At 65.1% G+C, this 26357-nt stretch carries 28 protein-coding genes; 16 read left to right on the top strand and 12 right to left on the bottom strand.

All coding sequences use genetic code 11. The features are described from left to right. Positions 1–87: 87 nt before the first annotated feature. Complete coding sequence (locus HGK27_RS14415) at positions 88–1428, top strand: methyl-accepting chemotaxis protein (protein WP_206241421.1); 1341 nt, start codon at positions 88–90, stop codon at positions 1426–1428. A gap of 42 nt (positions 1429–1470) precedes the next feature. Here the strand turns inward: HGK27_RS14415 and HGK27_RS14410 are convergent, their stop codons facing one another. The 5 genes from HGK27_RS14410 to HGK27_RS14390 all read right to left on the bottom strand — a co-directional run bounded on the left by HGK27_RS14410 (position 1471) and on the right by HGK27_RS14390 (position 6469). Further along, entirely contained in the window at positions 1471–1647 is a 177-nt protein-coding gene (locus tag HGK27_RS14410; protein WP_206241420.1) for a hypothetical protein, read from the bottom strand. Between the two features lie 148 nt (positions 1648–1795). After that, positions 1796–3709 carry a CocE/NonD family hydrolase gene (locus HGK27_RS14405; protein ID WP_206241418.1) on the bottom strand — a complete coding sequence of 638 codons (1914 nt, stop codon included), beginning with the start codon at positions 3707–3709 and terminating at the stop codon, positions 1796–1798. 203 nt (positions 3710–3912) lie between these two features. Then, on the bottom strand, positions 3913–4278 hold the full coding sequence (locus HGK27_RS14400) for a response regulator (protein ID WP_206241416.1): 366 nt from the start codon (positions 4276–4278) through the stop codon (positions 3913–3915). 32 nt (positions 4279–4310) lie between these two features. After that, positions 4311–5741: an RAD55 family ATPase gene (locus HGK27_RS14395; RefSeq protein ID WP_206241414.1), complete on the bottom strand. Its 1431-nt coding sequence runs from the start codon at positions 5739–5741 to the stop codon at positions 4311–4313. A gap of 155 nt (positions 5742–5896) precedes the next feature. After that, complete coding sequence (locus tag HGK27_RS14390) at positions 5897–6469, bottom strand: TlpA family protein disulfide reductase (RefSeq protein WP_241127179.1); 573 nt, start codon at positions 6467–6469, stop codon at positions 5897–5899. A gap of 58 nt (positions 6470–6527) precedes the next feature. Here HGK27_RS14390 and argH point away from each other — a divergent pair, with 58 nt between their 5' ends. The 4 genes from argH to HGK27_RS14370 all read left to right on the top strand — a co-directional run bounded on the left by argH (position 6528) and on the right by HGK27_RS14370 (position 10550). Further along, positions 6528–7898, top strand: a complete 1371-nt coding sequence (gene argH / locus HGK27_RS14385; RefSeq protein ID WP_206241410.1) for an argininosuccinate lyase — start codon at positions 6528–6530, stop codon at positions 7896–7898. Positions 7899–7925: 27 nt separating this feature from the next. Beyond that, a complete protein-coding gene (locus tag HGK27_RS14380; RefSeq protein WP_206241408.1) occupies positions 7926–8195 on the top strand; it encodes a hypothetical protein in 270 nt (89 codons plus the stop codon). A gap of 59 nt (positions 8196–8254) precedes the next feature. Then, positions 8255–9514 carry a diaminopimelate decarboxylase gene (lysA, locus tag HGK27_RS14375; RefSeq protein WP_206241406.1) on the top strand — a complete coding sequence of 420 codons (1260 nt, stop codon included), beginning with the start codon at positions 8255–8257 and terminating at the stop codon, positions 9512–9514. 253 nt (positions 9515–9767) lie between these two features. Beyond that, on the top strand, positions 9768–10550 hold the full coding sequence (locus HGK27_RS14370; RefSeq protein ID WP_206241404.1) for a precorrin-2 dehydrogenase/sirohydrochlorin ferrochelatase family protein: 783 nt from the start codon (positions 9768–9770) through the stop codon (positions 10548–10550). A gap of 266 nt (positions 10551–10816) precedes the next feature. On the opposite strand, the gene ruvX is transcribed toward HGK27_RS14370, so the two are convergent. From ruvX to pyrE, 7 genes are read right to left on the bottom strand one after another with little or no spacing between them, the layout of a single operon-like run. Beyond that, entirely contained in the window at positions 10817–11296 is a 480-nt protein-coding gene (ruvX, locus tag HGK27_RS14365) for a Holliday junction resolvase RuvX (protein ID WP_206241401.1), read from the bottom strand. Then, a complete protein-coding gene (locus HGK27_RS14360; protein ID WP_241127177.1) occupies positions 11293–12432 on the bottom strand; it encodes a DUF3089 domain-containing protein in 1140 nt (379 codons plus the stop codon). Before HGK27_RS14360 ends, ruvX begins: the two co-directional genes overlap by 4 nt. 21 nt (positions 12433–12453) lie before the next feature. Then, complete coding sequence (locus tag HGK27_RS14355) at positions 12454–13587, bottom strand: AI-2E family transporter (RefSeq protein WP_241127175.1); 1134 nt, start codon at positions 13585–13587, stop codon at positions 12454–12456. Between the two features lie 54 nt (positions 13588–13641). Continuing rightward, on the bottom strand, positions 13642–14580 hold the full coding sequence (gene lepB / locus HGK27_RS14350; RefSeq protein ID WP_206241400.1) for a signal peptidase I: 939 nt from the start codon (positions 14578–14580) through the stop codon (positions 13642–13644). Between the two features lie 32 nt (positions 14581–14612). Further along, positions 14613–15053, bottom strand: coding sequence for a holo-ACP synthase (gene acpS, locus HGK27_RS14345; protein WP_206241398.1), 441 nt, complete (start codon positions 15051–15053; stop codon positions 14613–14615). A gap of 22 nt (positions 15054–15075) precedes the next feature. Continuing rightward, a complete protein-coding gene (locus tag HGK27_RS14340) occupies positions 15076–15831 on the bottom strand; it encodes a pyridoxine 5'-phosphate synthase (RefSeq protein WP_068092509.1) in 756 nt (251 codons plus the stop codon). Positions 15832–15862: 31 nt separating this feature from the next. After that, complete coding sequence (gene pyrE, locus HGK27_RS14335) at positions 15863–16447, bottom strand: orotate phosphoribosyltransferase (protein ID WP_206241397.1); 585 nt, start codon at positions 16445–16447, stop codon at positions 15863–15865. A 267-nt stretch (positions 16448–16714) separates the two neighbouring features. Between pyrE and coxB the strand changes: the two genes are divergently transcribed. From coxB to HGK27_RS14280, 11 genes are all read left to right on the top strand, one after another. After that, on the top strand, positions 16715–17671 hold the full coding sequence (gene coxB, locus HGK27_RS14330) for a cytochrome c oxidase subunit II (protein WP_407674639.1): 957 nt from the start codon (positions 16715–16717) through the stop codon (positions 17669–17671). 22 nt (positions 17672–17693) lie between these two features. Then, positions 17694–19382, top strand: coding sequence for a cytochrome c oxidase subunit I (ctaD, locus tag HGK27_RS14325; protein WP_206241393.1), 1689 nt, complete (start codon positions 17694–17696; stop codon positions 19380–19382). Positions 19383–19532: 150 nt separating this feature from the next. Next, positions 19533–20459 (top strand): heme o synthase, encoded by a 927-nt coding sequence (locus tag HGK27_RS14320; protein WP_206241392.1) that lies wholly within the window; start codon positions 19533–19535, stop codon positions 20457–20459. After that, on the top strand, positions 20456–20596 hold the full coding sequence (locus tag HGK27_RS14315) for a hypothetical protein (RefSeq protein ID WP_206241390.1): 141 nt from the start codon (positions 20456–20458) through the stop codon (positions 20594–20596). The genes HGK27_RS14320 and HGK27_RS14315 overlap by 4 nt, the downstream gene beginning before the upstream one ends. A gap of 4 nt (positions 20597–20600) precedes the next feature. Then, entirely contained in the window at positions 20601–21161 is a 561-nt protein-coding gene (locus tag HGK27_RS14310; RefSeq protein WP_206241389.1) for a cytochrome c oxidase assembly protein, read from the top strand. A 125-nt stretch (positions 21162–21286) separates the two neighbouring features. Beyond that, a complete protein-coding gene (locus tag HGK27_RS14305) occupies positions 21287–22108 on the top strand; it encodes a cytochrome c oxidase subunit 3 (RefSeq protein WP_206241387.1) in 822 nt (273 codons plus the stop codon). After that, a complete protein-coding gene (locus HGK27_RS14300) occupies positions 22108–22464 on the top strand; it encodes a DUF983 domain-containing protein (RefSeq protein WP_206241385.1) in 357 nt (118 codons plus the stop codon). Before HGK27_RS14305 ends, HGK27_RS14300 begins: the two co-directional genes overlap by 1 nt. Beyond that, a complete protein-coding gene (locus HGK27_RS14295; RefSeq protein WP_206241383.1) occupies positions 22461–23036 on the top strand; it encodes an SURF1 family protein in 576 nt (191 codons plus the stop codon). Before HGK27_RS14300 ends, HGK27_RS14295 begins: the two co-directional genes overlap by 4 nt. A 306-nt stretch (positions 23037–23342) precedes the next feature. Next, positions 23343–24743, top strand: a complete 1401-nt coding sequence (gene thrC / locus HGK27_RS14290; protein WP_206241381.1) for a threonine synthase — start codon at positions 23343–23345, stop codon at positions 24741–24743. After that, positions 24743–25639, top strand: coding sequence for a class I SAM-dependent methyltransferase (locus HGK27_RS14285; RefSeq protein WP_206241380.1), 897 nt, complete (start codon positions 24743–24745; stop codon positions 25637–25639). The genes thrC and HGK27_RS14285 overlap by 1 nt, the downstream gene beginning before the upstream one ends. A 346-nt stretch (positions 25640–25985) precedes the next feature. After that, a complete protein-coding gene (locus HGK27_RS14280) occupies positions 25986–26357 on the top strand; it encodes a dihydroneopterin aldolase (RefSeq protein WP_068092474.1) in 372 nt (123 codons plus the stop codon).

Genomic DNA, 26357 nt, shown 5'->3' with positions numbered 1-26357 from the left:
TCCCGGGGCGTGGCATGCGCTCGCCTTTACCAGACTGTTCTAGAATCAGGCCCTGTCTGCAACGTCTGCAACCGGGTGATCGCGAGCATGTTCTGGCGCAAGGAAAAGCCTTCCCTCGAAACCAGCCTGGCCAGGGCGCTCTTCGATCTGTCGCCCGATGGACTGCTGCTGATCCAGCATGGTGTCTTTGTCGCCTGCAATCAGGCCTGCGCCAGCATCTATGGCTATACTGTCGAAGAGATTCTGGGCCGCGCGCCGGAGGATTTTTCCGCCCCTATCCAGAGTGATGGCCGTCCTTCCCCTGTTCATGTTCCCGAACGGCAGATCGAGGCGCGTGAGAAAGGCCTCTCGCGCTTCGAATGGCTCAACCTCGATCCGCACGGCAATCCGGTGCGGATTCTGGTGACGCTGATCCCGGCATGGCTCGATGGGGTGGAATCCATTCTGGTGATGATCCAGAATCTGGCCGAAACCTCTGCCGTGATCGATGATCTGCGTCAGGGCCTTGGCGAATTGTCACGCGGGAACCTCACCTGCCACCTCGATCGCCCCTTCCGCTCCGATTACGAGGGCCTGCGCGAGAGCTTCAACAGCACCGCCGATGCCTTTGCGGCTTCGATGGGCAAGGTGCAGCAGACCGCCGATCTGGTGGCCCGCAGCGCCGAGGATATCCAGCAGGCGGCGCAGGATGCGTCCAGCCGGGCCGCCGTTCAATCGGTGAAGGCCGAGGCGACGGTGCAGGCACTGGGCCAGATCGGCACCGCCATCGCCCAATCCGCCGATGCCGCCACGCAGGCCAATGCGCTGGTGAGCGAAACCCGCCGTCAGGCCGAGGAATCCAGCGCGGTGATGTCCAGCACGGTGGAGGCCATGGCCGCCATCGAACATTCCTCGGGCGAGATCGCGGCGATCGTCAGCGTGATCGACGGCATCGCCTTCCAGACCAATTTGCTGGCCTTGAACGCAGGCGTGGAAGCGGCCCGCGCGGGTGAGGCGGGGCGCGGCTTTGCCGTGGTCGCCAATGAGGTGCGCGCTTTGGCCCAGCGCAGCGCCGATGCCGCGCGTGACATCAAGGGGCGGATCGCCGGATCGGCCTCGCAGGTGTCACAGGGCGTGACTCTGGTGACCCAGACCGGCGAGGCCCTGCTGCGCATCGCGGAGGGCGTGGCCCAGATCAGCGAGGTGATGAACCGCATCGCCCGCGATACCAACGATCAGGCCGGGCGCCTGCGCGAGGCCAATGGCACCGTCAGCGAGATGCATCAGATCACCCAGAGCAATGCCGCCGCCTCGGAAGAGACCAGCGCGGCGGCGCGCGGGCTGGCCGCGCAGTCCGATGCGCTGATGCAGGAGCTGGCGCGGTTCCGTGCGGGCGATATCGCCACACAGGGCGGCACGCGCTTCGGGCGGATCAGGCGGGTGGCCTGACCGCGTCAGGGCGCAAGTCCGGCGCCCGTTCCTGTCCCGTGATCAATGCGGGGCCCAGTGATGGTCATCATCGTGATCGTGGTCATGATCGCCGCGATGGTCGCGGCCATGGTCATAGCCGCCGCCGCGGTCCCAGCGGGGGTGGTGGCCATCATCGTCACAGGCCGCCAGCGTGCCGATGGCCAGCAGCATGGCGCCCAGAGTCAGTTTGCGCAGCATCTTTGCCTCCTTGTGGAAAAGGATAGGGCTCGCGCGCTGCTGCCAGCGTGCGAGCCCTATCCTCTTAAGCAAACTGTTGAGCGCTTATGATGTTTCCATCACCGGCAGGCACCCCGCCGAAGCTTCCGCACGGGGTGCCTGCTTCGGATCACGGCTTCACCACCGGCAGCAGCACCGCGCTCTGGCCATCGGGCCCGTGTTCCAGCGTGATGGTGGCCTTCTGGAAATCCTCGGGCTTGGCGAAGAAGATGTTGGGCACATAGGTCTGCGGGTTGCGGTCATAGAGCGGGAACAGCGAGGACTGGATCTGCACCATGATCCGGTGGCCCGGCTTCACCGTATAGTTCACCGTGGGCAGGCGGAACTTGTACTCCTGCACCTGACCCGCAGGCACTGCCGCCGGCTTGTCGAAACCGCCGCGATAGCGGCCACGGAAGATGTCGAGGCTGATCGGCAGCTGATAGCCGCCCAGCTCGGGCTGTTCGGCATAGGTGGGCGGGTAGACGTCGATGATCTTCACCACGAAATCGACATCGCTGCCGGTGGTGCGGGCGAAGAGATCGGCGAAGGGCGCGCCCTCCAGCCGCACTTCATGATCGAGCACCGGGGTCTGGTAGCTGAGCACATCGGGGCGCGTCGAGACGAAGCGCTGGTCCTGCACCAGCCATGTCGCCCAGCTGGGATGATCGGCGAAGCGCGCGGGCAGGGGCTCGAAGGGCACGGGCTTGGCGGGATCGGAGACATAGGAGTCAGCGCCCGAGGATGGCTGCGTGGCAAGGCCGTTGCTGGCTTGCAGATAGAAGGGCGTGAGGCCGCTCTGGGGCACGCCGGGCCATTGCGCGAAGCTGTCCCAATGCTTTTCAGCCGGGTTGTAGATCATCGCCGAGGGCTGCGGCGTGGCGGGCGCACGGTCCTTCAGATAGGTGTCGAAGAAGGGGATCAGCGTGTCGCGGCGGAAGTCGGCAGCGGTGTCGCCCGGCCATTTCAGAGCGCCAAGGCTCTCCGCGCTGCGGTTGACCTGGCTGTGATACCACGGGCCCATCACGATATGGTTGTTGTCATGGCCCGCCGCCTTCAGCGCCTCATAGCTGTGGATGGCGCCATACATATCCTCCTGATCCCACAGGCCCTGCAGCCAGAGGGTGGGCACGGTGGAGGGCTTGGCGACCACCTGCTTGTCCAGCGCCTGATCCTGCCAGAAGCTGTCATAGGCCGGATGGCTGGAGAGGCGGTTCCACCAGGGCAGCTGCTTGAAGCCGTTGGTGGTGGCCCAGGCGCCCGCCGTGCCGGCATCGAGGAAGGCCTGATAATCGTCATAGCTGCTGCGCGGCACGGCTTCGCCCTTGCCGGTCTTGCTGCTCTGCTCGGTGAAATAGTCGAGGTTGATCTGGCGGAAGGCGCCGTAATGGAACCAGTCGTCGCCCATCCAGCCGTCGATCATCGGGCTTTCCGGAGCTGCTGCCTTCACGGCGGGGTGGGGCCCCAGCAGCGCCATGGTCACCGTCCAGCCATCGTAGGAGGAGCCGATCAGCCCGACCTTGCCATTGGATTCAGGCAGATTCTTCACCAGCCAGTCGACGGTGTCGTAGGAATCGGTGGTGTCGTCGGTCTTGCTGTCATTCATGGGGCCGCGCGGGGGGCGGGTCATGATGTAGGGCCCCTGCGAGCCATATTTGCCGCGAATGTCCTGATAGACGAAGATGTAACCGTCATCGACCCATTCGCGATTGGCCGACCACACGGCGTCGCGCAGATGGGGGATGTTGCGCTTGAGGAAGCTGTCGGCGTCGTAAGGCGTGCGCTCCATCAGCATGGGCAGGCCCTTGGCGCCTTTGGGGATGGCGATGATGGTGTGCAGCTTCACACCGTCACGCATGGGGATCATCACCTCGCGCAGGTCGTAATCGAAGCCAGGGCGGGGGGCTTCCCATTTGGCGGGAATGTCGCTGGCCTGATCGGCTGCGGCAGCCTTGGCGGGCTTGGCTTGCGCCGCAAAAGGAGTGAGGCCCAGCGCCAGCACGGAGCAGGCAGCCAGCGCGAGACGCGCGGTGATTTTCGGCATGAATGAAGCGCCTTTGAAAGGGGGGAGCAAAAGGACGATGAACCACTATGGAACGCCTTGAGCCTTGTGACAAGATGGCGTGTAACAATGTATCATTGATGGTGCCGGGGCAGACGATCATCCGAACCTGCCCTGCTGTAAGCTCCGGGCCTCAGCGCAAGCCGGTCCCGGCGCGTTCAGGGCCCGGTTCCGCCACTTTGCCTTTAACCCTTGCCGTTCAGCATGCGCTCCACCTCGGCCAGCAGGCCGTCGCGCTGATAGGGCTTGTCGAACACGGCCTGAAACAGCTCGGGCTTTTCGCGGGCGATGCCGCCCTGCGCGCCGCTCACCAGAATGATCGGGATATCGGCCAGCGCGGCATCGGCATGCATCGCCTCGGCCAGTTCCAGCCCGGTCATGATCGGCATCATGAAATCGGTGATCAGCAGGGCGGGCCTGGCCTCGCGCATCAGGGCAAGCGCAGCCTGCCCATTGGGCGCGGTCTGCACCTCATGCCCTTCGTCCTCGAGCATATCGGCCAGCATGACCGCGAGGAAATACTCGTCATCGGCGACAAGGATCAGCGCCATGTCAGGGGCACCTCCGGTCCGCTCATGGCGCTTCAGCCATCGATCGGATCAACGGAGGGCGAAGCCAGCTCATGATGCAGCGAGGCACCGATCGCCAGCCCCCCTTCCGCGAACTCGATAAGGTGAGCAGCGGAATCGAAGTTGCCGTCGCGGACTTTCTGGACTGAAATCGACCTGACAAGGCGATGGTCCTCCTCGACCTGGCGCAGAAGGATCATGTTATCCAGAATGGCTGACAGATCCCGTGCCGGGGCGGTGACATCGGTTCCCACGAGCTCGCGGATTTCCCAGGTCGCCAATGTTGTAACGCTAAGGGCGCGCAAGCGATCCACCAGGCTGGCGAAAAATTCGATCAGGCGCGGACGGTGATGCGCGGCCCGCTCGAAACCGCCGAAGCCGTCGATAAACAAGCGCTTGATGCCCAGCTTTTGCACCTGCCCCAGCAGCTGATCGCCCAGCTTGTCGAGGATGTTGTCCGACAGCGAGGTCCAGTGCAGCGTCAGCTCCGGGCTGCCGCTGGCGGGCAGGGCGATGCCCAGCGAGCGGGCCTTGGCATAGAGGCGATGCGGGGTCTCGAAGAAGCCGAAATGCAGCCCCGGCTCGTCCGCGCTGGATTGCGAGAGGAAATGCAGCCCCAGCGTGGTCTTGCCGCCACCGGTGGGCCCGGCGATCAGCGTGACCGAGCCGCGCGGAATGCCGCCGCCCAGCAGCGCGTCCAGCTCGGCAAGGCCCGAGCCGACGCGGCCCGTGGCGGGTTCCAGCGCGGCGATGGCAGGATCGGCCAGCGCCTCCAGACGGGGGTAGACGGTGATGCCGCCATCGCTGATCTCGAATTCGTGAAGCCCGCCGATCGCCTTGCTGCCACGCGACTTGCGGATCTGGATCTGCCGCACCGAGCGCACACCGGCCAGCGTATCGGTCAGTTCGACCACGCCATCGACCATCGTATGCTCGGGGCTGATCTCCTTCACGCTGGAGCTGGTGAGGAACAGCACGCTGCACCCCACGAAAGCGGCCTGGCCCTGAATTTCGGCGACGAAGGTCTTCACGTCGAAATCGGTCTCGGCGCGGTCACGCGCGTTGAGCAGCCCGTCGAAGACCAGCAAGGTCGCGCCCTGCCGCTTGGTCTCGCGGCGCAGCAGCTTGACCACCGCGTCCAGCCCCTCGTCACGCAGGGTCTGGAAGACGCTGACATAGGTGATGTCATTGCCCAGCTTGGAACGGTCGAAGAAGTCCAGCACGTCGAGCGCCTGGAACAATCGCTCATGGCTTTCGGCCAGAAGCGTGACATACAGCACCTTGCCGCCGTCACGCAGATGGCTGAAGGCGATCTGGTTCGACAGGATCGTCTTGCCCGCGCCCGGCTGGCCCTGAATGATGTAAGACGCGCCCGCGATAAAGCCGCCCGCCAGAATCTGATCCAGCCCGCTGATCCCGGTCGTCAGGCGAGACATATCGTGCATCGGAGGTCTTTCTTAACAGAGGCGCCTGCGGGGCGCCTGACGGCCATCATCCTCCGCCCGTCCTACAGCAGCGGCGGGTGACGTAAAGAGCAATTGCGTGGCGCCACTCCGCCCGCCGGTTGGCCGGCAGGGTGCTGGAGATGGTCGCGCCGTCGTCAGCCGGCTGTTTCGGCCAGCAATTCCCCGGTCTGCTTGCTGGCCCAGTCATGACCACCGACAAGGCGCCACACTTCGCGGCCCTGCGCATCGTAATAGATGGTGGTGGGCAGGGTGGTGACGGCATATTTCGCCGAAGCCTCCCCCTTGGGATCGATCAGCGTCGAGAGATGGGCAAGGTTCTTGCTTTCCCAGAAGGCTTTCACCTTCTTGGCGGCGGAACCGTCCTCGCCGCTGTCCTGAGAGATTTCCACCACGCGCAGGGTGGCGGCCTGCGCCCCGGCAAGCTTGTCCAGCGTGGGCAGCTCGGCCACGCAGGGCGCGCACCATGTCGCCCAGAGGTTCACCAGCAGCGGCTTGCCCTTGAGCGAGGCCAGCGCCACCGGCTTGCCGTCCAGCCCGCTGACCGTGAGATCGGGGATGGGGCTGCCGCGATGGCTGCGGTCAAAGCCCGCAGTGGGCGCCGCTTCTGCCGAATTGGCCGAAGAGACCGACTCCGCCTGTTGCGTCGCAGCGTCGCTTTGCCTATCGCAGCCGCCAAGTAACGGCCCAAGCACCGGCAAGGCCAGCATAGATCCGAGGACGACGCGCGTGAGTGAAGGGCAAGACAGCAAGGCAGGCTCCAACCAGATGTGGGGCGGGCGCTTCGCCGAAGGGCCCGCTGCAATCATGCGTGAGATTAACGCCTCGATCCCTTTCGACAAGGCCCTGTGGAAGCAGGATATTGCCGCCAGCAAGGCGCATGTCGCGATGCTGGGCGCGCAGGGCATTGTTGCGGCTGAGGATGCCGCCACGATTTCGGCGGGTCTGGACAAGGTTGCCGAGGAATATGCGGCCAATGGCGTCCCGGAAAACTGGGACCTCGAGGACATCCACATGACCACCGAAAGCCGCCTGGCCGAGCTGGTCGGCCCGGTGGCCGGGCGCCTGCACACCGCGCGCAGCCGCAACGATCAGGTGGCGACGGATTTCCGCCTGTGGGTGCGCGATGCCTGTGACAGCGCTCTGGTGGGCCTCAACGCCCTGCAAAAGGCGCTGGTGGCGCGTGCCGGCGAGCATGCCCATTCGATCATGCCCGGCTTCACCCATCTGCAGACCGCGCAGCCCGTCACGCTGGGCCACCATCTGATGGCCTATTACGAGATGGCCAGCCGCGACGTGTCGCGCTTTGCCGATGCGCGCGCGCGCATGAACCGCTCGCCTTTGGGCAGCGCGGCGCTGGCGGGCACAGGCTTCCCCATCGACCGTTTCGCCACGGCTTCGGCGCTGGGCTTCGACAGCCCCACCGACAACAGCCTCGATTCGGTGTCTGACCGCGATTTCGCGCTGGATTATCTGATGGCGGCGGCTCAGGCCGCGCTGCACCTCTCGCGTCTGGCCGAGGAGTTCATCATCTGGGCCAGCCAGCCCTTTGGCTTCGTCACGCTGCCCGATTCGCTGTCCACCGGCAGCAGCATCATGCCGCAGAAGAAGAACCCCGATGCCGCCGAGCTGGTGCGCGGGCACAGCGGGCGCATCATCGGCAGCCTCACCAGCCTGATGATCACCATGAAGGGCCTGCCGCTGGCCTATTCCAAGGACATGCAGGACGACAAACCGCCGGTCTTCGAGGCCGCCGGCCTGCTCACCCTGTGCCTCGCCGCCATGACCGGCATGGTGGAAAGCACCAAGTTCCGCACCGACCGCATGCGCAAGGCCGCTGAACTCGGCTACGCCACCGCCACCGATCTGGCCGACTGGCTGGTGCGTCAGGCCAACATCCCCTTCCGCGAGGCCCATCACATCACCGGCGCCGCCGTGAAGCTGGCCGAAACGAAGGGCGTCGCCCTCGACCAGCTGAGCCTTGAGGAACTGCAAGCCATCGACGCGCGTATCGATGAAGGCGTCTTCCCGGCGCTGTCTGTCGAGGCTTCGGTGGCCTCGCGCGCCAGCCATGGCGGAACCGCGCCGGTTGAGGTAGAGAAGCGCGTGGCACAGGCCCGCGCGGCGCTCGGCCTGTAAGTTACGCGAAAAGCGAAAGGAATGCCCATGCGTCTGACCGCCCTTCGCCCGATCCTGCTGGTGGCAAGCCTTGCCGCCCTGTCGGGCTGCGGTCAGATGGCAGAGCTTAAACCTCGCGAGGGGCATCACCTGCCGGTCGCGCCCTATGGCCGCGCCGACAAGCCCAATGCGAATGAGCTGCTCGGCTACACCTCGCAAAACCGCCCCAACCGCGCCGTCGAGCTGTACACACGCAGCCAGCCGCGCCCTGACGATCCCTTCGACCTGCCGCCCGAGGAAGAGGCGAGCAAGAAGTAAGGGCCCGTCCGGCGCGCCACGGCTGAACCATATTCCCAATTTTCAGGAAATCCTGACCGATGGACCATTTCTCCTACCAGACCGGCATTCTCCATGCCGAGGATGTCGCCCTTTCCGATGTGGCCGAGGCCGTGGGCACACCCTGCTACGTCTATTCCAGCGCCACGCTGCGCCGCCACGCCCGCGTTTTTGCCGAGGCGCTTTCGGTGCTGCCCTCGGTGCATATCGCCTTTGCCGTGAAGGCCAACCCCAACCTCGCCGTGCTGCGCCTGCTGGCCAGCGAGGGCTATGGCGCGGACGTGGTCTCCGCCGGCGAGATGGACCGCGCCCTGAAGGCGGGCATCGCGCCTGACCATGTGGTCTTCTCCGGCGTCGGCAAGACGGCGGACGAGCTGACCCGCGCGCTCAAGGCCGGCATCGGCCAGTTCAACCTCGAATCCGAGGAAGAGGGCGTGGAACTGGCGCAGATCGCCGCCGCGCTGGGCCTCACCGCCAGCGCCGCGCTGCGCGTGAACCCGGATGTGGACGCCGGAACCCACGCCAAGATCTCCACCGGCAAGGCCGAGAACAAGTTTGGCGTGGCTTACGATCGCGCCGCCGCGATCTATGGCCGCCTCTCCGCCCTGCCGGGCCTGAAGATGCGCGGCCTTGCCGTCCATATCGGCAGCCAGCTTTCGCGCCTCGAACCGCTGGAAGACGCCTTCACCAAGATGGGCGAGCTGATGCGCGCCATCCGTGCCCAGGGCGACACCATCACCCATATGGATCTGGGCGGCGGCGTTGGCGTGCCCTACAAGCCCGGCGACAGCTTCCCCAGCCCGCAGCAGTACGGCGCCATGGTCGCCCGCGTCACCGCCGATTGGGGCGTGACCCTGATGTTCGAGCCGGGCCGCATCATCGCGGGCAATTCCGGCGTGCTGATCACCCGGGTGGTTCGCGTGAAGGAAGGCGTCGCCGCACCCTTCGTGGTGGTGGACGCTGCCATGAACGACCTCGCCCGCCCGGCGCTCTATGGCGCATGGCACGATTTTCTGGCCGTGAAGCCCAATGGCGGCACCTTTACCGCCAACATCGTGGGGCCGATCTGCGAATCCTCGGACACCTTTGCCATGGGCCGCCAGATTGACACCGTGCAGGCCGGTGACCTCGCTGTGTTCCGCACGGCAGGCGCTTATGGTGCCACCATGGCTAACACCTACAACAGCCGCGCGCTGGTGCCCGAGGTGATGGTCGAGGGAGACAAGTGGGCGATCGTCGCCAAGCGCATCGATCCGGCAACGATTCTGGCCGCTGAAGATGTTCCGGAGTGGTTGAAGTAAGTTAAAAGGAAGATGCGAGGGGGTTACCCCCTCGCGCTCCCATAACGTCTTCCGACGAGAGGGCAGGGGAGCCGAATTGGTACGCCTCGGCTCTCCACCTGCGCCACCTATGGCGCCGCAGGCATCGAAATCTTGCATGCGGCGCGGCGGCGTTGCTCATTGGCCGAACTCTTGGCGCTACGTAGACATTAAAGGGAGCGCGAGGGCGATGGCCCTCGCATTGTCTTCTTTCCTCCCTTAAACTCCGATCCCGATGATCGAAAACCTCCCCCTTTTCCACCGCATCGCAGGCCAACCCATCATCGTGCTGGGCGAGGGCGATGCTGCCGAACCCAAACGCCGCCTTGTCGAACGCGCGGGCGGCGTAGTGCATGACACCATTGCCGAGGGTCTGAACCAGCGCGCGCGCCTTGCCTTCGTCGCCCACACAGACCGCACAATGGCTGAGCAGGATGCCCAAACGCTCCGAGAGGCCGGGGTTTTGGTCAATGTGGTGGACCAGCCCGACCTCTGCGATTTCACCGTGCCCTCGATCCTTGACCGGAGCCCCGTGCTGGTGGCGGTGGGCACGGGCGGCGCCTCGGCGGGGCTGGCCAAGGCGCTGCGCCTGCGTCTGGAGCAGATCCTGCCGCCGGGGCTGGGCGCTCTGGCGCGGGCTTTGGGTGAGGCGCGTGCCGGATTGCGCGCCCTGTTCCCCGATGTCGGCGAGCGGCGGAGGGCGCTGGATGCCGCACTCTCGGCAGGCGGACCGCTTGATCCGTTGAGCGCGGATGCTTCGGCGGTGGCGGGCTGGCTGGGTGATCCGGCTTCGGGCGTTGCGGCGGGTGTGGTGGAAATCCGCCTGCGCTCGGATGACCCGGACGATCTGACGCTGCGTGAGGCGCGGCTGCTGGGCAGTGCCGATGTGGTTTGCCATGAGCCGGGCGTTCCGCTCGCGGTGCTGGATCGGGCTCGCGCTGATGCGTTGAGGCAGCTCGTTTCGCCGGGGGCGGTGCCTGAGGGCGGTGTCGGGCTGTGGCTGGTTTTAAGACGTTAAAGGAGACATGCGAGGGTGTTACACCCTCGCGCTCCCATGAATGTCTACGTGGCGCCAAGGGTTCGGCGATAGGGCTAACGTCGCTGCGCCGCAGGCTTTGAAACGAGAAAAGGCGCCGGGGCATTCCTGCCTGCGGCGCCTTTTTCGTGTCCGTGGAAAGGTTGCACAGCGATCAGGATACCACCAACCTAAATGTCGGGAGACGGAATGGGAGCGCGAGGGGGTAACCCCCTCGCATCTTCACTTTCTCGACCTTAAGCCCGAAATTACCACCGCATCCCGCCAGCCAGCGCATCACACGCCGCCTGCAAAATCACCGCCGCTGCTGCCGAATCGATGCGCTCCTTGCGCTTGGCGCGGCTGAAGTCCTGCTCGATCAGGCCGCGCTCGGCGCTGGTGGTGGACCAGCGCTCGTCCCATAGGAGGATGGGCAGCTCCAGCGCCGCCAGATTGCGCGCATAGGCGCGGGCCGATTGCGCGCGGGGGCCTTCGGAGCCGTCCATGTTCAGTGGCAGGCCGATGACGATGCCTTTGATGCCGCGCTCGATGATCAGCGCGGTGATCAGCGCCTTGTCGACCGAGAATTTGCCGCGCGCGATGGTCTTGCCGGGGGAGGCGATGCGCCAGTCGGGATCGCAGAAGGCGGTGCCGATGGTCTGGGTGCCGAGGTCAAGGCCGATCAGGCCGCCGCCGTCGGGCAGCCAGTCGCGCATGTCGAGGGCGCCGGTGGTAATCTGGGCGCTCATGGGCGAGGCTCCGGGTTGGGGTGGAGGGCGTGCCACTGGGCGGTGCGGGCGATGAAATCGGCGCGCAGATTGGCCCAGAACAGCGGGATGTCATAGACGTGGTAATTGTTGCCGGGCGCCACGAAGGGCCCCATTTGCGGCGCGGGGCCGATCATCAGGAAGCCGTCAGGCCCGCAGCGGGCGGGAACGAGGCCGGGGATCAGGCGGGCGCCCGTCAACGTTGCATCGGGCACCAGCGTGCCGAGGTTGGCGCTGGCGGGGGCGGCGTCTGTCGCTTGGCGCCCGGTCAGCGGGTTGGTGCAGAGGAAGGGCGTGCCGGTGCGATCCTGTCCGTCCAGCCCGGGGAAGCGGGCATAGGCGGCGCGAACCATGCTGGTGTCGGCGGGCTCGGCGAAGCTCTGCCAGCTCAGGATGCAGCCCGGTTGCCCGGGCGTGGTGCAGGCGGGCAGGCCCATTTGCGGCAGGTCATGCTCAAGGCTGACAGGCCATCCGGCGACATAGGCCGCCACGATGCGCCGGGCCAGCGGGCGGCCCGCGACGCGCTCCTTCATCAGGCGCATCAGGTGGAAGGCGCCCTGACTGTGGCCGACCAGCACGATGGGCAGCTTCGGGTTGCTCTGCATCAGGAAGGAATCGAAGGCGGCCAGCACATCGCCATAGGCGGCGTTGAGCGCGCGCTGGCCCTCGGGCTTGTCGGTGAGGAAGGCGCCGAAGGTGGCCTGCCGATAGCGCGGCACCCAGATTTGCGCGGCGCTGTTGAAGGGGCTGGCGAGGCCGCGTGTGAACAGGTCGGCGCGGGCGTTGGCCAGCGTGTCGTCCAGCGCGGCGTTCCAGCGCAGCTTGTCGAACTCGCTGGTGGGGTGGATGAAGAAGACGAGCACCGGCAGACGGTTGGGCGGGGTGGCGACGCCGGAGGGCAGCCAATGTGCGGGATCGTCGGGCGTGCCGTCGCCGTGGGAAATCCAGCGGGCGGGGTTGTGATAGTCGTCCGCGCGGGCCGGGGCGGGGGGCGAGAAGCTCATGGGCGGCACAAAGGCCAGTTGCGAGAGCCCCTGCGCCCAATAGCGCATGCCGAAAAGCCCTGCGATCACCAGCAGGCCTGCAAAGATCGCGACATAGATGGACTTTCGAATCAAGGTGGACCTGACCGCGCCGGGTCAGGCGCCTGCGGTTGCCGCCTCATCCTGCCCGGCTTCGCGCCGCGCCGCCAGCTTTTCGAGCAGCACCTTGATCATGGCCAGCATGGGATCGGCCAGTGCCAGCCCGATGATGCCGAAGAGCGCGCCCATCACCAGCTGCATGCCCAGCACCAGAGCGGGGGCCAGATCGGCGGTCTTCTTGGCGACCATCGGTACGATGATGTTGCCATCGATGCCCTGCACCACGACATAGACCGCGATGCAGTAGAGACCCATGGAGGGCCCGCCTGAAAAGCCCACCAGCACCATCAGCAGACCCGAAATCGGCGCGCCGATGTTGGGCAGGAAGGCCAGCATGCCCGACAGCAGGCCGAGCAGGGTGGCCATGGGCACGCCGCCCAGTTGCAGGGCAAGGCCGATGGTCACGCCTTCCACCGTCATGCCGATGATCCGCCCGAACAGCAGGCGGCGCAGCGTATGGCCCATTGCCTGGAACATGGCGTTGAAGGCCGGGCGGCTCTCACGCGGCAGCATCCAGGCGAGGCCCCGCTGATAGGGCGCGGGATCGACCGCGAAATAGATCCCCAGCACCAGAATCAGGAAGAGCGTGGTCGCCCCGCCGATAAAGCCCCCCAAAAGCCCGGGCAGCTCGTTGATGCCGCCCAGCGCGCGCTCGGTCAGGGTCTGGCGCATGCGGTTGGTGATCGAGAGGCCATGCATGTCGGCCCAGTGCAGGATCTTGAAGGTCTGCGCCGTCAGCGTGGCGGGCAGAGCCGCGGCCTGCGCCGCGATCTGGCTGCCCGCATAGGCCACGGTGGAGAGCAGGAAGGCCACGGCAAACAGCAGCACCAGCACCACGCGCCAGATGCGCGGGATCGGCAGCACCTTGCCCAGCAGGCGCGCGCCGCCATCGATCATGGCGCCAAAGACGATGCCGCCGAAGACCACGATCAGCGGCTGCGCCAGCACCACGCTGAGCGCCATCAGTGCGGCGATGCCCAGCCAGATGAAGGCGCGGCGGGCCTCGGCGCGGACCTGCGGGTCGGCGATGTCGGTCGGTCCCGGCTTGCGGGCGTGATCGCGGGTCTTGGCCTCTTCGGCGAGGGCCTCTTCCTCCATCGGAGTGTCGGCGCTGAGGGCTTGGTCAGTCACGGGGCGTCGGTTCCTTGGGGGCAGGCGCGGGGGAAGTCTGTCACACTATGGGAATCAACGTGTGGCCACTTTGTTCACCGCCGGGCTTGCGGCGGGTTCGATCGGAGGGCGCAGGCTGTGCCAGGCGCGGCCCTTGCGCAGGCCCCGGATCCAGCTGAGCGGATTCCACGATTGCGTGCCGTCGAAGGAATGGGTGATGAATTCGGCGCGCCCGCCCACGTCGGAGAGCGGTACCGGGCCGCCAAGGCCGTTTTCTTCCAGCGGCACGCGGCTGTCAGCCGAGTTGTCGCGGTTGTCGCCCATCAGGAAGACATGGCCTTCGGGCACCTTGATTTCCGCGACATGGTCGGTGGCCTTGTCGGTGTAATCCAGCACGGTGTAGCTGGCGCCATTGGGCATGGTCTCACGCAGGGCAGGGATCTCGCAGACCTGCTGGCCCGAGGGTTTGCGCACCAGACCCCAGCCATCGCAGGGGAAGGGGTCTTCCGAGGAGCGCATGGCGTCGATCGGCAGCTCCACCGGGGGCTGCACGGCCTGAGGCACCGGCTTGCCGTTCAGCACGATCTGGCCATTGACGATGGCGATGCGGTCGCCCGGCAGGGCGACGACGCGCTTGATGTAATCCTCGGTGCGGCCACGCGGCACCACGATCACCACATCGCCATATTCGGGCGTGCGGCCAAGGATGCGCCACGGCCCGCGCGGCAGCACATGGAAGCTGGGCGAGGACCAGTTCCAGCCATAGGCGAATTTGTTGACCACCAGATGGTCACCCACCCACAGCCCCGGCAGCATCGAGCCCGAGGGGATGTAGAAAGGCTTGGCCACGAAGCTGTGAAAGGCCAGCACGGCCAGCAGCATGGTGGCGAGCCCGCGAATCTCGGCCAGCCAGTTGAATTTTTCGCGCGCCTGTTCGGGCTGCTGCGGGGCATCGGGTCGCGTTTCCGTGATGGTGGGCGCGTCGATGGAGGAACTGGCTGGGGTTGTGGACATAAGGTGTTCGGATGGTTCTTCGGGTGAGGCCGTCATGCCGTAACGGCGTGAGAGGCTGCGGTAGAAACGGATGTGACCGGGCGGGCCTCGATCACCACAAAGGCCTGGGCGAAGGGGGCATCGTCGGTCAGCGTCAGATGGATGAAGGGCTCATGGCCTTCGGGCGTGATCGCCGCCAGGCGCTCCGCCGCGCCGCCGACCAGACGCAGGGTGGGGGCGCCGCTGGGGGCATTGACCACGCCGATGTCCTTCATGAACACGCCCTCGGCAAAGCCGGTGCCCAATGCCTTGGCGCAGGCCTCCTTGGCGGCGAAGCGCTTGGCCAGCGTGCCCGCGCGGGTGAAGGGGCGCGTGTTGGCATGGGCGCGCTCGGTCTCGGTGAAGACGCGCGCTTCGAAGCGGTCGCCATGGCGCGACAGCGCGGCCTCGATCCGCTCGATGCTGCACAGGTCCGATCCGATGGCCACGATCATTTTCCTATCCCCCAAAGCGGCCTTAGCCGCGTGCCTCGTCCATCAGCTCGCGCATGCGGCGCACCGCCGGGTCGAGCCCGGTGAAGATGGCCTCGCCGATCAGATAATGGCCGATGTTGAGTTCGGCGATCTGCGGGATGGCGGCAATGGGCTGGACATTGTCATACGTCAGGCCGTGCCCGGCATGCGGCTCGATGCCGTTGCGCGCGGCGAGAGCGGCCATATCGGCCAGGCGGCGCAGCTCCACCGCGACGGCCTCACCCTCGGCATGGGCATATTCGCCGGTGTGCAGTTCCACCACCGGGGCGCCCAGACGCATCGCGGCCTCGATCTGCCGCGCTTCGGGCGCGATGAACAGGCTGACGCGGATGCCAGCATCGAGCAGACGCCCCACGATGGGCGCCAGACGGTTGTGCTGGCCCGCCGCATCCAGACCGCCCTCGGTGGTGCGTTCCTCGCGGCGTTCGGGCACGATGCAGGCGGCATGCGGCTTGTGGCGCAGGGCGATGGCCAGCATCTCGTCGGTGGCGGCCATTTCGAGGTTCAGCGGCAGGTTGGTGGCCGCCTGAATGCGCGAGAGATCCTCGTCGCGGATATGGCGCCGGTCCTCACGCAGATGGGCCGTGATGCCATCGCCGCCCACCGCCGCCACGATCTGCGCCGCGCGGACGGGATCGGGATGCTCGCCGCCGCGCGCGTTGCGGATGGTGGCGACATGATCGATGTTCACCCCCAGACGCAGGCGGTGAGGAGCAAGGGGATGGGCGGGCTGGTTCATGGCATGTCCCTTCAGGCGGGGGATGCAGGGATTACGGCTTGGCGCGGCTGCCCGGCTTGATGGCGGGGATCGTCGCCAGCTCGGGCGGAATCTCGTCGGGCGCCCAGGTGGGGAAATTCAGCTCGATCAGCGGGAAGAAGGGCACGCCCAGATCCGCCTGACCCGCGCTGCGGTCCACCAGAGCGGCACCCGCGATCACCTGACCGCCCGCTTCCTCAATGGCCACGATGGCCTCGCGGCTGGAGAGGCCGGTGGTGACCACATCTTCCACGATCAGCACCTTGTCGCCCGGATTGAGCGCAAAGCCGCGGCGTAGTTCGAAAGTACCAGTCGGACGCTCGACGAACATCGCCTCGACGCCCAGCGCACGGCCCATCTCATGGCCGATGATCACGCCGCCCATCGCCGGGCTGACCACGCAATTGATATCCTTGCGCAGTTCGCGCGGGATCTTCTGCGCGATGGCCATGGCCAGACGGCTGGCGCGCATCGGGTCCATCAACACGCGGGCGCATTGCAGATAATGGGCGCTGTGGCGCCCGGATGAGAGGAGAAAATGCCCTTCCAGCAGGGCGTTGCATGCCCTGAATTCTGCCAGCACTTCGTCTTCGGTCATCGCGATCAAGCCTTTTTCTCAAAACAGGAGCCCCGTGGGCGGGGCTTTTCGAGCCTTTTCAGACTCCGGGAACATACGTCCCATCAAAAAATGCCCCTAGAGGTGCTTGAGGTCGGGGGCAAGCGTGTGTAGACCTGTGGCCAAGGGGCAAAAGCCCCAGGCCAGTGTAAGAATGTGGAGAGGGGGCGTTTTTTTCGTCTCACTCGGAAAAACGGAAGACCAGAGGCCATGACATTGGGAGACTTCTTCCGCGCCACACGGCGTGGAATGCGCCGGGCTGTATCTGGCCTGACGCTCTTATCGTTTGCCGCAATCGCCCATGCTGAAGGCGCGGGGCGACTCGCCGTTGCGCCCGGGGGCTACACGCCGATGAAGCCCACGCCGGGCAAGGGCATGCCGGTCGATGGCGGCATCACCTTCCAGCAGCAATATTCGCCCAATGGCGATTACGCGCTGTGGATGCATGACACCTTTCTGCTGCCGATCGTGATCGCCGTCAGCCTCTTCGTGCTGGGCCTGCTGGCCTGGGTGGTGGTGCGCTACGACCGCCGTGCGAACCCGGTGCCCTCCAAAACCAGCCACAACACCATGCTTGAAGTGGTGTGGACCGGCCTGCCGATCCTGATCCTGCTGGTGGTCTTCGTGCCCTCGATGAAGCTGCTGGCCCGTCAGTACAAGGCGCCGCCCGCCAATGCGCTGACGATCAAGGCCACGGGCAACCAGTGGTACTGGTCCTATTCCTATCCCGACAATGGCGGCTTCGAGGTCATCAGCAACATGCTGCCCGACGAGGAAGCCAGGAAGCGTGGCGAGCCGCCTCAGCTGGCCGCCGACAACCGCATGGTCGTGCCCGCCGGCGAGCCGATCCATCTGCAGACCATCGGCGCGGATGTGATCCACTCTTTCGCGGTGCCCTCGCTGTGGTTCAAGCTGGACGCGGTGCCGGGGCGCATCAACGAAAAGGTGCTCTTCGTGAAGGAGCCGGGCGTCTATTACGGCCAGTGTTCCGAACTGTGCGGCGCGCGCCATGGTTATATGCCCATCGTGGTGGAAGCGCTGGACCGCCCGCATTACAACGCCTGGGTGATGACCCATGCGGGCGCCAAGGTGGATGGCGCGCCTGAAGCGGCCCCTGCCGCCGCTGACGTGACGCCCGCTGCCGCCAGTGCTCCGGCTGCCGATTCGGCCGCCGACGCCGCCTCTTCCTCGGGCTCTGCTGCCTGATTTTATTCAAGGATCGATCAGTATGGCCACGATCCCTCACGATGATTTTCTCGCGCACGAGCATGAGGATCACGCGCATCATGACCACAAGCCGGGCTTTTTCGCCCGCTGGTTCATGTCGACCAACCACAAGGACATCGGCACGCTCTATCTGATCTTCGCGGTTTGCGCGGGGATCATCGGCGGCGCCATTTCCGGCATGATGCGCGCAGAGCTGGCGCATCCGGGCATCCAGTATCTCGGCTGGTTCGCGACGCATATCTTTGGGGAGAGCAACCCCAGCTTCGACCAGACGTTGCATCTCTGGAACGTGCTGATCACGGCGCATGGCCTGATCATGGTGTTCTTTATGGTGATGCCCGCGATGATCGGCGGCTTTGGCAACTGGTTCGTGCCGCTGATGATCGGTGCGCCGGACATGGCCTTTCCGCGCATGAACAACATCAGCTTCTGGCTGACGGTGGCGGGCTTCTGCTCGCTGATGATCTCGCCTTTCGTGCCGGGCGGCACGGGCAATGGCGCGGGCATCGGCTGGACGGCCTATGCGCCGCTCTCCACCACCGGCTCGCAGGGCCCGGCGGTCGATTTCGCGATCTTCTCGCTGCATCTGGCGGGCGCGGGCTCGATCATGGGGGCGATCAACTTCATCACCACCATCTTCAATATGCGCGCGCCGGGCATGACGCTGCACAAGATGCCGCTGTTCGTATGGTCGGTGCTGGTTACCGCTTTCCTGCTGCTGCTGGCGCTGCCGGTGCTGGCCGCCGCCATCACCATGCTGATCACCGACCGCAACTTCCACACCACCTTCTTCGACCCCGCCGGCGGCGGTGACCCGATCCTGTTCCAGCACCTGTTCTGGTTCTTCGGCCACCCCGAGGTCTACATCATGATCCTGCCCGGCTTCGGCATGATCAGCCAGATCATCTCCACCTTCTCCAAGAAGCCGGTCTTCGGCTATCTGGGCATGGCCTATGCCATGGTGGCGATCGGCGTGGTGGGCTTCGTGGTCTGGGCGCATCATATGTACACCACCGGTCTCTCCGAAGACGTGAAGATGTACTTCACCACGGCCACCATGGTGATCGCGGTGCCCACCGGCATCAAGATCTTCTCGTGGATCGCCACCATGTGGGGCGGGTCGATCAGCTTCAAGTCGCCCATGGTCTGGGCGATGGGCTTCATCTTCCTCTTCACCGTGGGCGGCGTCACCGGCGTGGTGCTGGCCAATGGCGGCATCGACGACAATCTGCAGGACACCTATTACGTGGTGGGCCACTTCCACTATGTGCTGTCGCTGGGCGCGGTGACCTCGCTCTTCGCCGGTTTCTACTACTGGTTCCCCAAGATGAGCGGGCGCTGGCATTCGGAGTTCCTGGCGCATCTGCACTTCTGGATCTTCTTTGCGGGCGTGAACATGGTGTTCTTCCCCATGCATTTTCTGGGGATGCAGGGCATGCCGCGCCGCTACCCTGACTATGCCCCGGCCTTTGAGAAGTGGAATCACCTCTCCACCGTGGGCTATATGGTGATGAGCGTGTCGATCGTGATCTTCCTGATCAACATCGCCTATGCCTTCATCGCGGGGAAGAAGGCTGCCGGGAACTACTGGGGTGAGGGCGCCACGACGCTGGAGTGGACCCTCTCCAGCCCGCCGCCCTTCCACCAGTTCGAAACTCTGCCCCGGATCGAGGACGATCATCACCATTGATGGTGAGGCGAGCCCCGCGCTTCGGGCGTGGGGCTCCTGCCGCAGAGCCAATTTTTGACGGGAAGGCGTGCCCCCATGGGTCAATTTGCCCTAGGCTCCCCCTCTACTGGTGCTTTACAAGCTGGCGCGCTTGGAGGAATGGGGCTCGGCATGAGCACCCCCCAATCTCACGCTGTGCCTTTGCCTGCCAGCTGGCGCGATTTTTTCGCGCTGACCAAGCCGCGCGTCATGACTCTGGTGATCTTCACCGGCCTGTGCGGATTGCTGGCGGCGCCGGTGCGAATCAATCCGGTCGTCGGCTTTGTCGCCATTCTGTGCATTGCGGTGGGCGCCGGGGGCGCCGCTGCTCTGAACCAGTGGTGGGAAGCCGACATCGATGCGGGGATGAAGCGCACCCGCAACCGCCCCTTGCCTTCGGGCCGGATGGAGCGGGAGAGCGCGCGGGACTTCGGCGTGATGCTGTCCGCCGCCTCGGTGATGGTGATGGGGCTGGGGGTGAGCTGGCTGTGCGCCGCCATTCTGCTCGGCTCGATCTTTTATTATTCCGTGGTTTACACCGTGTGGCTGAAACCGCGCACGCCTCAGAACATCGTGATCGGCGGTGGCGCGGGTGCCTTTCCGCCGTTGATCGGCTGGGTCGCAGCGACGGGCCATGTCAGCCTGATGCCGGTGCTGCTCTTCACCATCATCTTCATGTGGACGCCGCCGCATTTCTGGGCGCTGGCCCTCTTCGTGAAGACCGATTACGCCAAGGTCGGCATCCCCATGATGCCGGTGGTGGCGGGTGAGCGCTCGACCCGGCGGCAGATGCTGGTCTACTCGATCCTGCTGCTGCCGATCACTCTGCTGCCCTGGTGGGTGGGCGATACGGGCGCGCTGTATGGCATCGCTGCTGCGCTGCTTTCGGGCGCCTTCCTGATCTTCGCGATTCGCGTCTGGCTGCGTGAGCGGCAGGGCGAGGAGGACCGCATGGTCCCCGAAAAGCAGATGTTCGCCTTTTCGGTCTTCTATCTTTTCGCGCTGTTCGGCGCCTTGGTGGCCGACCGCTGGCTGGTGATGCCGGGAGTTCTGCATTGACGGATAAGCCTGAGCCTTTCGATCCCGCTGCCGAGCGCCGCCGCATCATCGCCGGGCGCAACAAGGCGCTGGGGCTGACCCTGCTGGCCTGTGTGGTGCTGTTTTTCGCCATCACCATGGTCAAGATGAAGCTCTGATCGGATGAGCACTGCCCCCGCTTCCGCCGCGAATGGCAAGTTGAAAACGGGGCTGGCAGCGCTGGCTTTTGCGGCGGGCATGCTGATGCTGGGCTATGCCGCCGTGCCGCTCTACCGCATGTTCTGTCAGGCCACCGGCTATGGCGGCACACCGCGCCGCGCCAGTGAGCTGGAAGCCAGCGGCATGAAGGCGATGGCCGGGCAGATGATGTCGATCCGTTTCGACGCCAATGTCGATCCGAACATGAAATGGCGCTTCAGCCCGGAAAAGACCACGCAGACCGTCACCATCGGCGAGCGGAGCATGGCCTTTTTCGAGGCTGAGAACCTCACCGACAAAACCATCACCGGGGCGGCCAGCTACAACATCTCTCCGGATGAAACGGCCAGCTATTTCAACAAGGTGCAGTGTTTCTGCTTCACCCGCCAGACGCTGCGTCCGCATGAAAAGGTGCGCATGCCGGTGGTGTTCTTCGTCGATCCCAAGATCCTTGGCGACAAGGATGTGAAAGATGTGCGCCAGATCACGCTGAGCTACACCTTCCACGTTGCGCCGCCGGCCTGACACCAAAGCATGAAACCGGCGGCCACGATTGCCGTTGAACACAACACAAACGCGCGATAGAGTTCACATAAATCAAGCGGGAAGGGGCCAAAGACGCCTCGCCGCCCCAAGGAGTGGGATGCATCATGGCCAGTGGCAAGACGCACGACTATCATATCCTGCCGCCCGATATCGTGCCGCTGGCTGCGACAATCGGTGCCTTCACCTTCACCAGCGGCATGGTGCTGTTCATGCACGAGATGCCCGGCGGAAAATTCGTGCCCTGGGCCGGCATGGCGCTCCTGCTGGCCTCGATGTTCGCCTGGTTTTCCAAGATCGTGAATGAGGCCAAGGCGGGCGATCACACGCCGGTCGTGCAGCTTCACCAGCGCTATGGCATGATCCTGTTCATCGCCTCTGAGGTGATGTTCTTCGTCGGCTGGTTCTGGGCCTTCTTCGATTTCTCGCTGTTCCCGTCCGAGATTTCCAAGGTTGTCGGCGGGCATTGGCCGCTGAAATCGATGGAAGCGGTGATGGACCCCTTCGATCTGCCGCTGCTCAACACGCTGATCCTGCTGTGTTCGGGCACCACGGTCACCTGGGCGCACCACTGCCTGATCCATGGCGACCGCGACGGGCTGAAAAAGGGCCTGTGGATCACCATCGCGCTGGGCATGCTGTTCACCAGCCTGCAGGCCTATGAGTATCTCCACGCGCCCTTCGCCTTCGGCAAGAACACCTATGGCTCGGCCTTCTACATGGCGACGGGCTTCCACGGCTTCCATGTGATCGTGGGCACCATCTTCCTCGCGGTCTGCCTGAAACGCGCCTACAATGGTGACTTTACCCCCCGCCAGCACTTCGGCTTCGAGGCGGCGGCGTGGTACTGGCATTTCGTGGACGTGGTGTGGCTGTTCCTCTTCGTTTGCATCTATGTGTGGGGCAACTGGGGCTTCCCTGTCGATTGATGGAACCCTCTCTCCTGTCAGCCGCGGCGCTGGGCCTGTGCCCGCGCTGCGGCAAGCGCACGTTGTTTGACGGCCTGGCCAGCTTCGCTCCGCGCTGTTCGAGTTGCGAACTGGATTTCGCCGGCTTCAACGTCGGCGATGGCCCCGCCGCCTTCCTCACTTTGCTGATCGGCACGCTGGCCTGCGTGATCGCGGGCTGGATGGCGCTGACTGTCGACCCGCCATGGTGGGTCTATGTGGTGACGCTCGGCCCTGCCACGCTGGCGCTGATCCTTTGGGGCCTGCGCGCGGGCAAGGCGGCGCTGCTCTGCGCCGAATTTCGCCGGAAAGCCGCCGAACACAGGATCGAGCCATGAAGCGCATCCCTATCGTGGCCACGCTGGTGGTGCTGGCGGCGGTGGCGCTGATGATCGGCCTTGGCATCTGGCAACTCCACCGCCTGAGCTGGAAGGAAGGTCTGATCGCCCGCTATCAGGCGGCGATGAATCAACCCGTGCTGGACTGGCACGACGGCGTGCCCCTCGGCGCGAAAGGCGACTACCGCCGTGTAAGCCTCACCTGCACCCGCTTCGATGGCGAGCATCTTGTTGGTGGTCGCAATGCGCAGGGCCAGTCAGGCTGGGCGCATTGGGCCACCTGCTCGGCGCCGAGCGGCAGCGTGACGGTGGTGGCAGGCTGGTCGCGCGATCTGGCGCCGCGCGCTTTGGCGCCCGCGATCGTTACTGGCCATGCGCTGGGCGGCGAAAACGGCGAGGATCTGCGTATCGTCGCCGATCCACCGCTCGGGCGGCTGGAGGCCAACGCCACGCCCGATCCGCGCGATCTGCCAAACAATCACTTCTCCTACGCCATGCAGTGGTTCCTTTTCGCTGCGACAGCGCTCGTGATTTACGGGATTGCGGTTTGGAAGAGGGGGAAGAAGGAATAAGCAGGGGGCCATCGCCCCCTGCACCCCCTTTACGTCTCCCGGCGAAAGGGCAGTGGCACCCAACCCAAGCGCTCAGCCTCACCATTTGTGTCGATAAAGTTTATGCCTGCGGCGCTGCAACCTTGCGCAAGGTCGCGCGGGTGAGCGTGCGCGAGGGCCCGGAGCATGTCTCTTGAGACATGCGACCAACCAAAGACTCCACCCTCGCATTATTTCTCTTCTACCCCTCCAAACCCCTTCTTCCTTGCTTCCAGAGCCCACCACGGCTAACCGCCCACCCGCAAGAGGGCAGGAATCTGTAAAGCTATGGACTATATTTCCACTCGCGGTCGCGCTCCGGCGCTGGATTTCATGGGCGCCACGCTGGCGGGTCTGGCGAGCGACGGCGGGCTTTATGTGCCGCGCGTATGGCCGGAATTCAGCAAGGCCGAGATCGCCGCGATGGCGGGCCTGCCCTATGCGCAGCTGGCTCAGCGCATTATGCAGCTCTTCGTGGGCGACTGCCTTAGCCCCGAACGCCTGCTGGAACTGACTACCGCCGCCTATGGTCGCTTCGCACACAAGGCCGTCACGCCGCTCAAGCAGTTTGACGAGCAGCAGTGGCTGCTGGAGCTGTTCCACGGCCCCACGCTGGCCTTCAAGGATGTGGCGCTGCAGCTTCTCGGTCTGCTCTTCGAGGAATTCCTGGGCCGCACGCCTCAGAACCTCACCATCGTGGGCGCCACCAGCGGCGACACCGGCAGCGCGGCGATCGACGCCGTGGCGGGCCGCGCCAAGGTCGACATCTTCATGCTGCACCCCAAGGGCCGCGTGTCCGATGTGCAGCGCCGCCAGATGACCACGGTGCTGGCGCCCAACGTTCATAACATCGCCATCACCGGCAGCTTTGACGATGCGCAGGCCATGGTGAAGCGCATGTTCAACGACAAGGACGTGACCGGCCAGTTCAACATCGGCGCGGTGAACTCGATCAACTGGGCGCGGCTGATGGCGCAGGTGGTCTATTACTTCGCCGCCGCGCTTCAGTTGGGCGCCCCGCACCGCAAGGTGGCCTTCAGCGTGCCGACCGGCAATTTCGGTGACGTTTTCGCCGGTTACGTCGCTGCCAAGATGGGTCTGCCGATCGAAAAGCTGATCGTCGCCACCAATGTGAACGACATTCTGCATCGCGCGCTCTCCACCGGCGACTATTCCGCTGGCACAGTGACGCCGACCGCCGCCCCCTCGATGGACATTCAGGTGTCCTCCAACTTCGAGCGTCTGCTGTTCGATCTGGGTGGCCGCGATGGCCTCGCCCTGTCCGAGCAGATGGCCGGTTTCGAATCGACCAAGGCAATGCAGCTCACCAACGCCCAGCGCGAAGGCGCCGCCGACCTGTTCACCAGCGCCCGCGTCGACCCCGACCAGATGGCCGAAGCCATCCGCTGGGGCTGGGAAGCGACCGGCGAACTGGTCGATCCGCACACCGCCATCGCGCTGCATGCTGCCCGCACCTCGGGCATTGCGGCGGACGTGCCGGTGGTGACGCTGGCCACCGCTCACCCCGCCAAGTTCCCCGACGCCGTGGAGCGCGCCACGGGCCGCCGCCCCGGTCTGCCCGCCCGCGTGGGTGACCTGTTCGAGCGCGAGGAGCGCCTCACCGACCTGCCCGGCGACTATGACGCCGTGGCCGCCTATGTGGCTCAGCACGCCACGCCCAAGGCATAATGGCTGAGCTGATCCTCCAACCCCAGCTCCTCCTCGGCGAGGGCTGGGGCGACTATGGCCTTGTCGATTCGGGCAACGGACGCAAGCTGGAGCGCTATGGTGCCCAGCGCTTCATCCGCCCCGAACCGCAGGCCCTGTGGCAGCCGCGCGCCGAAGACTGGGACGCCCATGGCGAATTCGTGCCCGGCGCGGATGAGGATGGCGGCGGCCGCTGGTCCTACACCAAATCCGTGCCCAGCGACGGTTGGCCCCTGAGCTGGCCCAACGGTGACGAAAAGGTGCGCTTCACCGCGCAATGCACGCCCTTTCGCCATCTCGGTTTCTTCCCCGACATGGCCCCCGTGTGGGACTGGATGGGCAGCATGCTGGATGGGAAGGCCGATGCCTCCTGTCTGAACCTCTTCGGCTACACCGGCGTCGGTTCGCTGGCTTTGAGCCGTTTCGGTTCGGTCACCCATGTCGATGCCAGCAAGAAGTCCGTGGCGCAGGCGCGTGCCAATGCGGCACTTTCGGGCATGGACGGGCGCCCCGTTCGCTGGATCATCGATGACGCCGCCAAGTTCACCGCGCGCGAGGTCCGTCGCGGCAAGCGCTATGACGGCATCATCATGGACCCGCCCAAATTCGGTCGCGGCCCCGATGGCGAGGTCTGGCGGCTTGAAGAGCATCTCCCCGGTCTGGTGAAGGATGCCCGCGCTCTGCTGGATGCCGACAGCCGTTTCCTGTTCCTGACGGTCTATGCCGTGCGCATGTCGTCGCTGGCTTTGGCCGGGCTGCTGGATGAGGTTTTCGCTGAACTCCCCGGCTTCGTGGAGCATGGCGATCTGGCAGTGCGTGAGGATAACGCCGGGCGGGTGTTGCCCACGGCGATCTTTGCGCGGTGGCGGCGGGATTAAGGGGTTAAGAAGGTGAATGCGAGGGCCATCGCCCTCGCGCTCCCTTTAATGTCTACGTCGCGCTTCGGGTTCGGCCTTAGAGCAACGTCGCTGCGCCGCAGGCAATTTTTCCAAGGCTGCGCTATCGGATTTCAGGCCTGCGGCGCCTTTGGTGGTGCAGGTGGAGAGGTTGGGCGCATCATCGCGGCGCCACTGCCTTTGCGTCGGAAGACGTCATGGGAGCGCGAGGGGGTAACCCCCTCGCATCTTCTTCCTTCCTACCTTGGCACCCCTTGCAACCACTGGACTCACCCCCCACAATTTGCCAAGCGCAACCTCTCTCCCCAACACATGGAATGCACCGACCGTGGCCGACAGCCTGATCCTTGAAGTCGCCGATTTTGAAGTTGATGTCCTCACGGGCATTTACTCGGAGGAGACGGGCAAGCCGCAGCCTTTGCGCATCAGCATTCAGGTGCGGCTGAAGCCGGCGGAGCGCTATCTGCCCGATACGCCGCTTTCGGCGTCGAAGAATTATATGGATCTGAAGTTCGCGGCGAGCGGGGCGCTGCCTCAGGGCGTGCATTTCACACTGATCGAGGCGGTGGGTGACCATATCGCCGAAACGCTGTTCCTTCAGGATGACCGCATCGAGCAGGTGACGGTGAAGATCGTCAAGCTGGCGATTGCCGAGGGCAGCGAGCAGATCGGCATGACCCTGACGCGTGAGCGGCGCTAA

The organism is Novosphingobium terrae (assembly GCF_017163935.1).
GTDB classification, from domain to species: Bacteria; Pseudomonadota; Alphaproteobacteria; order Sphingomonadales; family Sphingomonadaceae; genus Novosphingobium; species Novosphingobium terrae.
This window is presented reverse-complemented; position numbering and strand designations above follow the sequence as displayed.